General features: G+C 33.6%; 23 protein-coding genes. All 23 read right to left on the bottom strand.

Annotated features, from left to right (window positions below):
* Positions 1-16: 16 nt before the first annotated feature.
* The 23 genes from secY to F7B34_RS00480 all read right to left on the bottom strand — a co-directional run bounded on the left by secY (position 17) and on the right by F7B34_RS00480 (position 12,058).
* Entirely contained in the window at positions 17-1,345 is a 1,329-nt protein-coding gene (gene secY / locus F7B34_RS00590) for a preprotein translocase subunit SecY (RefSeq protein ID WP_292459461.1), read from the bottom strand.
* A gap of 333 nt (positions 1,346-1,678) precedes the next feature.
* Entirely contained in the window at positions 1,679-2,110 is a 432-nt protein-coding gene (locus F7B34_RS00585) for an uL15 family ribosomal protein (protein ID WP_292459460.1), read from the bottom strand.
* Positions 2,111-2,133: 23 nt separating this feature from the next.
* Complete coding sequence (locus tag F7B34_RS00580) at positions 2,134-2,598, bottom strand: 50S ribosomal protein L30 (RefSeq protein ID WP_292459459.1); 465 nt, start codon at positions 2,596-2,598, stop codon at positions 2,134-2,136.
* Between the two features lie 70 nt (positions 2,599-2,668).
* On the bottom strand, positions 2,669-3,334 hold the full coding sequence (locus F7B34_RS00575; RefSeq protein ID WP_292459458.1) for a 30S ribosomal protein S5: 666 nt from the start codon (positions 3,332-3,334) through the stop codon (positions 2,669-2,671).
* Positions 3,335-3,361: 27 nt separating this feature from the next.
* Entirely contained in the window at positions 3,362-3,946 is a 585-nt protein-coding gene (locus F7B34_RS00570) for a 50S ribosomal protein L18 (protein WP_292459457.1), read from the bottom strand.
* A gap of 86 nt (positions 3,947-4,032) precedes the next feature.
* Positions 4,033-4,482, bottom strand: a complete 450-nt coding sequence (locus F7B34_RS00565) for a 50S ribosomal protein L19e (protein ID WP_292459456.1) — start codon at positions 4,480-4,482, stop codon at positions 4,033-4,035.
* A 42-nt stretch (positions 4,483-4,524) separates the two neighbouring features.
* The gene (locus F7B34_RS00560; RefSeq protein WP_292459455.1) at positions 4,525-4,959 is read right to left on the bottom strand and encodes a 50S ribosomal protein L32e; all 435 of its coding nucleotides are present in this window, start codon (positions 4,957-4,959) and stop codon (positions 4,525-4,527) included.
* Positions 4,960-4,968: 9 nt separating this feature from the next.
* Positions 4,969-5,520: a 50S ribosomal protein L6 gene (locus F7B34_RS00555; RefSeq protein ID WP_292459454.1), complete on the bottom strand. Its 552-nt coding sequence runs from the start codon at positions 5,518-5,520 to the stop codon at positions 4,969-4,971.
* 41 nt (positions 5,521-5,561) lie between these two features.
* Positions 5,562-5,954: a 30S ribosomal protein S8 gene (locus tag F7B34_RS00550; protein ID WP_292459453.1), complete on the bottom strand. Its 393-nt coding sequence runs from the start codon at positions 5,952-5,954 to the stop codon at positions 5,562-5,564.
* A 25-nt stretch (positions 5,955-5,979) separates the two neighbouring features.
* On the bottom strand, positions 5,980-6,141 hold the full coding sequence (locus tag F7B34_RS00545) for a 30S ribosomal protein S14 (RefSeq protein WP_292459452.1): 162 nt from the start codon (positions 6,139-6,141) through the stop codon (positions 5,980-5,982).
* A 61-nt stretch (positions 6,142-6,202) separates the two neighbouring features.
* Complete coding sequence (locus F7B34_RS00540; protein WP_292459451.1) at positions 6,203-6,751, bottom strand: 50S ribosomal protein L5; 549 nt, start codon at positions 6,749-6,751, stop codon at positions 6,203-6,205.
* 66 nt (positions 6,752-6,817) lie between these two features.
* A complete protein-coding gene (locus F7B34_RS00535; protein WP_292459450.1) occupies positions 6,818-7,564 on the bottom strand; it encodes a 30S ribosomal protein S4e in 747 nt (248 codons plus the stop codon).
* Between the two features lie 13 nt (positions 7,565-7,577).
* Positions 7,578-7,940 carry a 50S ribosomal protein L24 gene (gene rplX, locus F7B34_RS00530; RefSeq protein WP_292459449.1) on the bottom strand — a complete coding sequence of 121 codons (363 nt, stop codon included), beginning with the start codon at positions 7,938-7,940 and terminating at the stop codon, positions 7,578-7,580.
* A 39-nt stretch (positions 7,941-7,979) separates the two neighbouring features.
* Positions 7,980-8,378: a 50S ribosomal protein L14 gene (locus F7B34_RS00525; RefSeq protein WP_013866938.1), complete on the bottom strand. Its 399-nt coding sequence runs from the start codon at positions 8,376-8,378 to the stop codon at positions 7,980-7,982.
* 9 nt (positions 8,379-8,387) lie between these two features.
* Complete coding sequence (locus F7B34_RS00520) at positions 8,388-8,717, bottom strand: 30S ribosomal protein S17 (protein ID WP_292459447.1); 330 nt, start codon at positions 8,715-8,717, stop codon at positions 8,388-8,390.
* A gap of 137 nt (positions 8,718-8,854) precedes the next feature.
* Positions 8,855-9,145, bottom strand: coding sequence for a ribonuclease P protein component 1 (gene rnp1 / locus F7B34_RS00515; RefSeq protein WP_292459444.1), 291 nt, complete (start codon positions 9,143-9,145; stop codon positions 8,855-8,857).
* A gap of 178 nt (positions 9,146-9,323) precedes the next feature.
* A complete protein-coding gene (yciH, locus tag F7B34_RS00510; protein WP_292459443.1) occupies positions 9,324-9,632 on the bottom strand; it encodes a stress response translation initiation inhibitor YciH in 309 nt (102 codons plus the stop codon).
* 138 nt (positions 9,633-9,770) lie between these two features.
* The gene (rpmC, locus tag F7B34_RS00505; protein WP_292459441.1) at positions 9,771-9,983 is read right to left on the bottom strand and encodes a 50S ribosomal protein L29; all 213 of its coding nucleotides are present in this window, start codon (positions 9,981-9,983) and stop codon (positions 9,771-9,773) included.
* A 26-nt stretch (positions 9,984-10,009) separates the two neighbouring features.
* A complete protein-coding gene (locus F7B34_RS00500; protein WP_292459440.1) occupies positions 10,010-10,642 on the bottom strand; it encodes a 30S ribosomal protein S3 in 633 nt (210 codons plus the stop codon).
* Positions 10,643-10,731: 89 nt separating this feature from the next.
* Positions 10,732-11,193: a 50S ribosomal protein L22 gene (locus F7B34_RS00495; RefSeq protein ID WP_292459439.1), complete on the bottom strand. Its 462-nt coding sequence runs from the start codon at positions 11,191-11,193 to the stop codon at positions 10,732-10,734.
* Between the two features lie 84 nt (positions 11,194-11,277).
* Positions 11,278-11,502, bottom strand: coding sequence for a hypothetical protein (locus tag F7B34_RS00490; protein ID WP_292459438.1), 225 nt, complete (start codon positions 11,500-11,502; stop codon positions 11,278-11,280).
* Positions 11,503-11,576: 74 nt separating this feature from the next.
* On the bottom strand, positions 11,577-11,846 hold the full coding sequence (locus tag F7B34_RS00485; protein WP_292459437.1) for an elongation factor 1-beta: 270 nt from the start codon (positions 11,844-11,846) through the stop codon (positions 11,577-11,579).
* Positions 11,847-11,893: 47 nt separating this feature from the next.
* The gene (locus tag F7B34_RS00480) at positions 11,894-12,058 is read right to left on the bottom strand and encodes a zinc finger domain-containing protein (protein WP_292459436.1); all 165 of its coding nucleotides are present in this window, start codon (positions 12,056-12,058) and stop codon (positions 11,894-11,896) included.
* Between the last annotated feature and the right edge of the window lie 4 nt (positions 12,059-12,062).

Below are 12,062 nucleotides of genomic sequence, written 5' to 3'. Positions count from 1 at the left end.
ATTTAGTTTTTTATTTTTATTTTTTAATTAACTTTGCAAGTGCTGGGTGTAAATCTGAAATTTGCTCTTGAACAAGCTGCTCATACATCCTATAAACTATGGAAACTGTAAGCAAAACCCCTGTTCCTCCACCGAGAGCTCCTGTGAAATCAGCACCTGCTGCAAGTAGCCCAACGAATGCTGAGCTCATCACAGTAATAGGTTTAATATATCTTCTTAACCTCTGTTCTATGGATTTTGTACTTTTTCTAAATCCTTTAATTGCCATATCGAGACTTCCAAGCCTCTTTGCCATGGATTTTGCATCAAGACCTGATGTTTCGACCCAGAATATACCGAAAACTATACAGGATAACATCATCATTATTGTGTAAAATAGGGCATGCAATGGGTCAGATAACACACTTGTTAATCCATATGGTGTAGAGAAATAATATGCCAAACCATCTACTGCTCTACCATTTACATAATGCCCCAAAATTGGAAATCCCATCTTTTCAAGGAACATACCCCATAATTGAATATTTGCAAATAATGCAGCTGACAATATAACGGGAAGGTTTGTCACATATATGAACTTTATAGGGTATTTACCCACTGCACCTCTTACTCTTCCATGTGCCAGTGGAATTTCCACTCGCATACTCTCAGCATATACTACTATAAAGAATACCAATATTGTTCCCAATATTGGCAGTATAAATTTAAATGCTGTTCCCAATGAACCCTGCACTATGGCATTGAAGAATTCCCAAAGATATCCCTTTGGACCTAATGCTCCCACAAATATCGTCTGGGAAACACCTGCGGCAATGAAGAGACCAATGCCTGAACCTATACCATACCTTGAAACTATCTCATCAAGGTATATTAAGAGTATAGCTCCAATTGCCAATTGGAGAATTAAGGTTAGCATTATAGTAGGTGATAACGGACCAAAGGCTCCTGCACCAACAAACATTATAGCCTCTAAGAAACACATAAATATTGCAAATAGTTTTTGAAGTCCTTGAAACATTGCCCTGTTGTTTGGATTGGATAAATCCAATTTTATAATTTCAGACCCAACTAAAAGCTGCATGATAATTCCAGCTGTAACAATGGGTCCAATACCTAAGGTGATTAATGACCCCATTTTAGACGCAGTTACAGTTTGCCAGAATTCAAATACTGGTGGGACCTGAGCTCCCCCTGTATATACATCAATTGTCCCCATGATAAAATATAAAACAAGAACAATTCCCGTCCATTTCAACTTTTCTTTAAATGTTATGTCCCGTTCAGGTCTCTTCACTTCTGGAATATATTCGAGTATAGGCCTTATTTTATGAAGAAATTCCTCCAAGGTATCACCGTATATTTTTTAATATTATAAAATCACTTAGTGATTTTTCATCATTTAATAGGTTTATAGAGAGGATATATTATTAAATAAATAGATAAAAAATAAAATTAACATTATGTTGTATCCTTATCCTATATTTAATACATATATCCTACATTCTAAAACAATAATAAAAATAAAAAACTGTAAAAAATAAGAATATTAATTAAAAAAATATTATTACATTCAAATACATTGAAACTATTTTTAGAAGTAGTATTTAGACTAACATCGTCGTATTTATTAAAAATAAGAAAGAGCAATAATATAATCAAAAGATTTGTTTTAATTGAATTATAATTCAACAAACTCTCCACCAGCAGATTCTATTTTTTCTTTTGCTCCTTCTGAGAATTCTACTGCTTTTATAATCATTGGGCAGGATAATTTACCCTTTCCAAGAACTTTTTCATATTCAAATGCTGTTACATCAACAACAATTTTTCCGTCTTCAACTTCAAATGCATCCTTATTTTTGGATACTAATTCATCAATGTCTCCCAAGTTAATGGTATTTAATTTTTTAACCAATCTTGGATGTCTTTTGAATCCATATTTTCCAAAGTGGTCTGGCATGTATTTGACAATGTGAAGCCATTTGTGTTTATGACCTCCTGCCAAACCTCTACCTCCTCTATGACCTGCTCCTCTGTGCTTTTTAGCTGCACCATATCCACAGGTTCTGCTACCTCTTAACTTTGTGATTTTTTTACTTTTTCTTATCATCCAATCACCTTAAATGTAATTGCTTACATCATTTTCTCCAATAATGTGTTTATCTCAGCTCCTCTGTATCCCAGAGCTCCGCCTACTGAGAAAGGTTTTTTGATACCTGCTTTGTCGTATCCCTTTCTTGGAGGATGGAGTCTGAATACTGGTTTCAACGGGGTGTTTTTTAAGAGGATTTCTTCATTTACGATTTTTTCAGCTAATTCTTCAACTGATAATTCCATCAATTCTTTAACTTTTTCTTCGTTTAATCTTTTATTTCCTGGCAATCTTCCTCTTTTCAATATCAATTTTACAAGGGTGTCTTTATCTATTTCACCGTAGGTAATGTAGTCCTTTGCTTTATTCAACATACCTTTATATGTTTCGGTGTTTGGAACTATTACACAGTGATTTACCCTATGTAATCTTAACATTTTAAGGGTATCTGCAATGTCTCCTCTGACACCTACGCTACCTCTAACCCTTACAACTGCGTAAGCCATGTTTCATCACCTATATTATTAAAAATTTAAGTAGAATATATATTATTTTTCTATATACTCATATACTCAATTACAATGCTTTACCTTCGTTAATTCCAAGTGTTTTCTTGTGTTCTGGTAAATATCTAACAAAGTTCAAGTTTTTAAGTGCATCAAATGTAGCTACTGCAAAGTTGTATGTTGTTCTTGTGTCTCCAAATGTTTTTGTCCAGATGTCCTTTATACCTGCAAGACCCAATACTGCCTTTGCAACATCCCCTGCAACTAAACCTACTCCTCTTGGTGCAGGTAATAACTCAATTTTTACACTTGCACAGGAACCCTTTGAAGTGAATGGAATTGAATGAGGTGTTCCACAACCACATTCCCATGAACCGCATCCCAATCTTATTCTAATTAATGATAATTTTGCATGAGCAATAGCTTTTCTAATTGCAGGTCCAACTTCTTTTGCTTTACCCATTCCTACGCCAACATAACCGTTTTTGTTTCCTACTGCAACGGTAGCTCTAAATCTTGCTCTTCTTCCTGATTTGTGCATTCTCTGAACAAGCGAAACATCTAAAACCTGTTCGGTGATGTCTGGAAGTAATGCATCTACAATTTCAGGCTCCAACAAGGGAAGACCATTGTCTAAAATATAGTCAATATCAGTAATGGTTCCCTCTTTCACCATTTTTCCTACCTGGGTTTTAGGTTCCCAGGCTTCTACATTAAATCTTTTTTCAGCTGCCATGATTTCACCTTTATATTTCTCTCACTATTATAAACTGAGAACCTTCTCCTTTATTTCTTCAAAGTGTTCTGGCAAATCTTCAGGATTCAATCCTTTCTCTAAATACTTTGAAAACTGTTTTTTGTATTTTTCTTCATCTTCTTCTTTTAAGAGCTCAGCATATTCTTTTACATGAGAACCATTAACTCTCTCATCTTCTGGGAGAATGTCCTCGCTGTGTGGTATATTCATTCCTGCATCAACTGCACCCTTCAATATGGCAAAAACAGCAGCTCCTTTTGTAGCACTCTGCAATCCTAAATCAAGAACTGCTTCATCATAACCTTCTTTAAGTGCCTTTTTACCCAATAAAAGTCCAGTTAAGTATGCAGCAGGTATGTTTCCGCAGTGTCCTTTGTATCCCATTTTTACGAGCTCTCTTGAATGAGCTGAAACTAATATTTTATCTCCCTTCTCATCATAAGCCACGAGCTGAGCTATCATGTTATTTAAAGATTTTCTAGCAACCAATCTTGGTTTTTTTGATAACAGCAATTTCAATCTTAATCTATAATTCGTTTTTCCTTCCCTTCTTCTTCTGAAAGGGACTCTATATTTAGCACTATGTGCCATGCTTATACCTCCTTATATATTTTAAGTAAATGGAATTTGAGAGCAAAGCCTAAGTTTCCAGCACCAAAATCTAAAAAGATTTTAATTTATTCAGCAAGAAGTCCGTGGTCTTTCATATACATTTTCATGTGGTTTTTACTTCTGAATGCTCCACCTTTTGCCATTCTATATAATTTTCTGTATGTGCTTCTTTCAATTGCTTCCCCTTCCCTAAGCTCCTTCAACATTCTTCTCAAAGGTCTTATGGTGTTTATCCATTTCCTTTTCTTAGGTGTTCTAGCACCTTTTGCCCCTCTTCTTGAACCAGGACCTTTTCTTTTACCTTTTCTTTTCTGTTCTTTTAATTTTTGTGTTCTAGCTTTGCTTATTCCTTTTTTCTGTTTTTTTACAATAATTCCATCTTTGATTAACATCCTGATATCATCTTTGGTAATAGCCATTTTGACCTTATCCAAATTTTCAGGGTCAATCCATACTCTATCAATACCACAGTCCAGCACATCTGCGGCAATTCTCCTCTGGGTTGATATATCCATTATATCACCTTAATATAAATAAATGTAATAAAATTAATTATTTTATTCCGTTTCCACTTCTGAAACTTTATTGGTAATGTTTAAAAGTTCTTCCTGTTTCTCTTTGGAAATATTTAATAATCTAATGCCTAATTCATTAGCTCTTTTTACAATTTCTACTCTTTTCCTTTTACCAACAGTTGAAGCTACTCTAGCTCCCTGTGTTTCAGGATTTAATGCCTCTAATTCTTTTACATTGTGGATGAGAACATCCTCTAAACCTGATGGGTGCAATCCTCTTACAAGAGCAGGAGTTCTGTATCCTATTTTGACAATAGCTGGTCTTTGTTTCAACTGCTTTCTCATTCCACTGTGTAATCCTTTTGGTCTTCTCCAGCTTGTGCCTATTCTTTTACATTTGAACCAGTCCTGTCTTTTGAAGTCAGGTTTCTTTTGTTTCATTTTGAGTTTTAATCTCAATAACCTTTTTTTACTCATGAAACCACCTTATAACACTTTCCCTGCTTTTTCTACAATATAGATACCATCCTGGAATACCCTGGTATCTCTTCCCTTAACTCTTGTTGCCTGTTCAATGTTTGCGGCGGTCTGTCCTGTTTTTTCCTTATCAATCCCGCTAACTATAATATCCTCACCGCTCACTTTGACATTAACTCCTTCCATGATTTTTGCTTTTCTAGGGTATTTTTCCCCTAAAAAGTTGTCTATGATTACTTCATTACCCTTAACACTAATTTTCATAGGGAAGTGAGCATATCTTATTTTTAATTTATATTCAAATCCTTCACTTACACCCTTTATCATGTTGTTGATATGGGATGCAAATGTTCCAATAATTGCTGCCTGTTTTTTTCTCGGATATAAACTTTCAATAACTACTGTTTTATCATCTTCTTTTTTAATGCTTACATTTGGGAAAGAGAGTGTTCTTTTAAGTTCTTTTCCACCGGATTTGACAACAACTTCGTTGCCATTTATCTCAACAGAAACATTATCAGGTATTTCTATCTCTTCCCTCATTACAGCGGCAACTGGCATAACCATACCTCCATTTAATTCGTGTTTAAATATAATTTAAATTAGTATATGTATGAAATTAATCTTCCACCTAATCCCTGCTCCTTTGCTTCATCATGAGTCATTAATCCTTTTGGTGTACTCACAATTAACAAACCGAAACCTTTTGCAGGTAAATATCTTTTTTCAAATTTTTCAAATTCATTCTTTTTAACAGCATATCTTGGCTTAACTGCTCCACATTTGTTTATATGCCCTGTTAATTCTACCTTATAAATTCCTGCCTTACCATCTTCTATGTATTCAAAGTTTCCTATGTATCCTTTATCCTGCATAACTTTCAATACTCTTCCTATGAGTTTTGAGGCGGGCTTTATGTATGCCACATTCTTTCCCACTCTTTCACAGTTGGATAGATGGTTCAATGCATTCGCAAGTGGGTCCATTAGACTCATGTTGATACCTCCTTAATCCTTATCCTTAATCATACTTTTTAAATCCTAATTTTGGTGCTAATTCTCTAAAACACTGTCTGCATAAGTTCAATCCGTATTTTCTAATGATTCCAGGTCCTTTTCTTCCACATCTTTTGCATACCTTAGAACCATACCCATATTTTTTCTTATATGGTGCTTTTGCCATTTTTTAACCTCCTGGGAATATGACTTTTTATATCTCAAATTAAATAATTTTTCCATTATTCTTATTCTTCTTCCACCACATCAACGCCGAAATTCAATTTTATGTATTCAATAGCTTCATCTTTTTTAACTTGGTGTCTTTCTGGAAGGTTATTCTTTTTTGCCTTTCTTCTTTTAACTCTATATCCTGGTTTTTCAAAGGTTACACATACATCCATTCCATAGATTCCGACATCTGGCTCATATTTTTGACCAGGGAAGTCGATATGTTCTGGAATACCAAAGGAAAAGTTTCCTCTTTTATCGAATGAATAGGAGTATAATGTTTTCCCTGATGCTTTAAATGCTATGAATGCATTTTTTAAGAATTCTTCTGCTTTCTTCCCTCTCAATGTGACTTTTAATCCAATTGGGAGTTTTTTTCTGATACCAAATGCAGGGTTAGTTTGTTTAGCCAGTGTTCTTACAGGCTTTTGACCAGTGATTTCTTCTATAACTTTTGCACCAGTGAGCAACCTATCTCCACTTTCGCCTACACCCATGTTGATGGTAACCTTTTCTATCCTAGGTTTTCTCATAGGCTGTTTTTCCCATGTTTCTTGGAATGTCATTTTTCCACCATGTTTATTTATTCAAATTTATAATTATATTCTCATCTTTAAGTGATGATTTACTCTTTATAGTGCCTTCAATGATGATAAAACAGGCTCTTCATCGCCTACTACAAATACGTAGTCTTTAATAGTTTTAAACTGTTCTCCATCTTTTGTTTCAAGGGTAATAATGTCAGGATACAATTTTCTCTTTTCTATCTCAATTATTTTTGCAAAATCTCCTGCGTGTTTTCCACCAGTAATATATGCCAATTTTCCTTCACCAAACTGGACATGACCTACTATTTCTTGCTCAGGGATTGAGATGAGAACGCAGTCTCCAGTTTTATAGATATCCTCTTCTGCCTTTGTAGCGTCTGAAACCTTCACAATCTGGTTTCTACCATCATGAAGGTTTAACTGGATGTGTCCGCCTTTGATTACGGTTTTGTTTTTAATTTTGCATAATTTTACATCATTTTTATCTGTTTTCTTCAACGTGATTCTACCTTTTTCATCAAGCAATACTAAAAAGTTCTCATTTGTATCAGGTATGGAAATTACATCCATTAAACCTGTTGGATATCTGTGTTCTTTTCTTTTTACACCATCAACTAATATTTTACCCATTTTAATGATTTTTTTAGCTTCTCTTGCATTGTCTGCATAGCCTAAAATATCCCTAACAATCAACAATAATGGCAATGAGTTTTCCATTGAATGTGGTCCTGGCAAAGGTCTTGTAGTAAATTTCTTAACTTTTCTTGGAAGTTGCCAATTTGTTGGAGCGGGTAATCTTTTTAGATGTCTTTTAGGTCCCTTACTTGCCATATTCGCACCTCAGTTATTCATTTTTTAAAAATTTAAATCTCCTTTCGTCTGAGTCATCCAATTTAACAATCATGACATTTGACGGATGAATTGGATATGGAGATTCTTTTCCATCCTGTTTTCTATTTACTGCTCCTTCTACATATATTTTGTAAGATTTGTAATCGACTTTTGATACTTCGCCTTCTATATTTTTGAAGCTTCCTCTTAATATCTTCACAACATCTCCTTTTCTAACAGGAAGTGCATTTTTATTGTATTTTTCCTTTAACTCCTTTGAGAGCATTGCAGACATCAATCTATTTCTCAAATGGAGCGGAGCATTGTAAAGTGCTTTTCTTTGTTTCCTTGGCTGTTTTGAGTTTGTCAAAACCATTTTATTCACCTTTTATTTTATAATATTAATATTTATACATTAGTGAATTATCTTAGCCAGTCTTGATACACCAGGCCATCTTTCAGCTGCTTCTTTTGCAACAGGTCCTTTGATTTCTGAACCTTTTGGGTTTCCGTCAGGGGTTACAATTACCGCAGCGTTATCTTCAAATTTAACCCTTGAACCATCTGGTCTTCTGTATTCCTTTTTCTGTCTTATGATGATAGCAGGCAATACTTGTTTTCTCATTTCAGGAGTTCCTTTCTTAACAGAAACAAAGACCATGCTCCCTACTCCACCAGCAGGCAGTCTTCTAGTAACACCCTTGTAGTTTTTAACTGCAATTACTTCAAGTTCTTTTGCCCCGGTGTTATCAGCACAAACCAGCCTAGCTCCATTTGGAAGAGCCCTTATTACTTTTGAACCAAATCCCTTCATGAAATCACCTTATTCTGTAAGTTCTGTTTTTTCAATAACTACAAATGACTTAGTTTTACTTATAGGTCTGCACTCTGCAATTTTTACTTTGTCTCCAACTTTTGCATCTATGCATGATGGATTGTGAGCAACCATTGTAGCCGTTCTCTTTTCATATCTCTCATATTTTGGTATATATTTTACAATCTCCCTTTTAATTACAACGGTATTGTGTCCTTTATCACTTACCACAATACCTTCAAATATCTGTCCTCTTACTGGCAAATTGCCATGGAATGGACAGTCATTATCATTACATGTGTTTTCAGGAGATTTCACATCAATTCCTATATTTCTCATAATAATACCTCCCAAATATTTTTTTACTTTAAGTGGCATATACCACATTAAAGATTCAAAGTAAATACTAATTAAGTATATAATACTTTTTGATAATAGCAACAATTCACTTTGGGGACTTTAAAATAGATAATGAATTAGTATGGATAAATGGTTTTTATTTTTCTCTTCAATCTATCCTCTGGTCTTCCGATTAAAAGGCTTCCCATAACATCAACAGATTTGTCATTTAATTCAAATCTAAATACTGCAACATCCTTTGGAATTCTTACCTCTTTGCCATTGTCAAATCTTTCAATGACGAGAGTGTTTCTTGTTTCATCAACAACCCTGCCTTTTATTCCAACCAGGAATAAATTTGAAGATTTTACAATCTCAACATTTAATCCAATCAATTCATGTCTCAATATGTTTTGTGGAGTTATCATTTGGGTGTCCCCCGACCCATAAGGACATAAGGGTGTGCCAACAGGCATCCTTATTCCTTGATTTTATAATTTTTATAACATCTTAGAGTATAATAAAATATAATTATATAATTGCATCACTTCAATGATATAATGGTTATGTCATATATAAAGATTATCATCAACACGGAGCTCATCCTTATCTAACATCGATAGTATCCTTTGAGAATCCCATCTTTATCAGAGCTTCTTCGACTTTTCTCCTGTGGTCCCCTTGTAATTCAATAGAATCTTTTTTCACAGTTCCCCCACAGGCGCATATATCCTTTAATTTCTTTGCAAGGTCTTTAATGTCAATTAAATTTGTATCGAATCCTTCAATTACGGTCATTAATTTTCCAAACCTTCTTTTTGCAACATATATTTTTATTTTTTGTTCTTCCTTTGCAATTTCTTCACATACACACAATTCTTTTGGTAGCCCACATCTTGGACAAATTTCAGGCATTACTGCACCTCTTGGTTTAAATATTTCTTATTCTTTTAAGAATATGGTAATTAAATCTCTAATGATAATTTGTTAGGCGACCATATTTATAATTTTTGTTAAATTTAATATACTTATTTTTGTAATTACTTTAATTAATTATGCCTCAGCTTCTCCTTTCTTTTCATTCATTATTGTATATATTCTTGCAATTGTTCTTTTTATCTCTTTGATTTTACCAGGATTTGACGGAGAGCCTCCTGTGGCTTTGTTTGCATTTTCTTTCATGAGTTCTTTTTTTAATTCAGCTAATTTCTCATTCATTTCAGAAATAGTCATTTCTCTTATCTCACTAGCTTTTAATATAGCCATTTTTATCACCTTCAAAATCTAATAATTTATTCTTCTAACACTTCACTTACTTCTTTAACTTCTCCAACACCTTCTCTTATAACAATTTCATCTGGCAATACAATTTCTGGTGGCATGATTTTTACAGTGACTCCGATTATTCCAAGTTTTAATTTTGCAAGTTTGTGTGCTTTTTTAACAAGAACTTCTGATGGTTCTCCACAGTGTTTCATGTATCCGTCCATGAATTTTTCTGTTCTTGACCTTTCCCCAGTTAATTTTCCTGAGATAATTACAACGACACCTTTCGCACCAGCTCCCATAACTCTCCTAACTGCTGAGTGAGCAACTCTTCTGAAATGCATTCCTCTTTCGAGGGATGATGCTATTTTCTGAGCTACAACTTCTGGGTCTAAATCAGAGTTTTCGATTTGTTTAACTTCAATTTGTGGGTTTTCTACGCCGTATTCCTTTGCTATGGTCTCTGTTAATTCTTTTACCATTCTACCTTTTCTTCCAATTACAAAACCTGGTTTTTCAGCGAATACTGTTATTCTTGTTCCTACTGGTGTCTTTTTTATATCCATGTGACTGTATCCTGCTCTTGGCAATTTGCTTTTAAGATATTCATCAACTAATGTTTCTACAACATTTTCTTTTACAAATGCTCTTTCAATCATTATTTTCACCTAACATACCTTTTTTAATTTTTCTTTATTTTCTTTTTTTAATTTCTTTTTTATTTCTTTTTATTTTTCATTTCTATTTCTTAATGGAATTCCTCTAATATTACCTGAATATGAACTGTTTCTTGGAATTTAGGTGATGCCCTACCAAATGCCCTTGGCATGTATCTCTTTATTGTAAATCCTTTGTTTGAAGAGATGTGTTTTATTCTCAATTTCTCAGTGTTTAACCCTTTGTATTCTGCATTTTTCTTTGCATTATCGAGAACTTTCAATATTTCACTTGATGCTTTTTGTGGGAATCTTCCTGCTGTCCAGCCGTATTTTCCCTTTTTATGCGGAACGTCTTTTCCATGTCTTTTGAATGGAACTACTTGTTTTAACTCAATTACCCTATTCAAGTATGCAATAGCATCATTTAGCTTCATGCCATTTATTTCTCTGCAAATTTCAATTGCATGCTTTCTTGAAATTCTTAAAGCCCTTCCCATGGCTCTTGCGGTTTTGTTTGGGTCTGCTTCTACCTTATAACCTAATTTGCTCATCTTTATTCACCTTTTTTCTTTTTCTTTGGTTATAAAATTCCAACGGATTTTTAACCTAAGTTTCTATTTTTAAAATCATCATGGTTATGACTTCAATAGCTCAATGCCTAATTTTGCTATTAATATAGTGGTGTTTATATAATGAATTTTCACATCACCGACTGTGTTTTTTACTATATAATTGGATTTTTTAGTCCCAACTTCCAAAATAGGTTTATCTTTATGATGAATATAAATAGAGTATCCACTATCTTCAATACATTTGACAACTTCTTTCATTTGCTTAAACTTGTTTATATAGTTTATCATGCTATCATAATGTATATTATGAATATACCATCTAATCATCATAAAATAATTAATAAAAGAATAAAAATTAGAAATTAAACTAGTGAAACCTCTACGGCATCTACACTTTCTACCTCTTCCAATTCAGCCAGTGCATTTTCAACAGGCTCTGTTCCACCTTCTCTTTCCTCCATCTCTACAAGGACATATATTGCATACAAACCAAATGCCAGTGGTTCATCAGATACATTTCTACATATTGTATCCATTTTTTCTACGGTTTCTTTTACTTTTTCTTTTAAACTTTCTTTATCCACTTCTGGACTTACAGGCATTATTTTTAATTTTGCTATAACTTTCGCCATATATACACCTTTCATTATTTAAAAATTATTTAATAAAAATAATTAATTTAAGGTCCCTCATATCCACAAACTGGACATTTATAAGGGTTGCTCAATTTTCTGCATTTTTCACATCTTACTATTTCTGCCTTTCCGCAATTTGGGCATAAAAATCTTGTAGCATGCTCTCTTGGAGCTATCTCTGCATTACATGATGTGCATTTATATTTCATATTA

This window comes from Methanothermococcus sp. (assembly GCF_015523155.1).
Lineage (GTDB): Archaea > AGJL01 > Methanococci > Methanococcales > Methanococcaceae > Methanofervidicoccus.
Note: the sequence above shows the minus strand (reverse complement) of the source record. Positions and strands in the feature narration are given on the sequence as shown.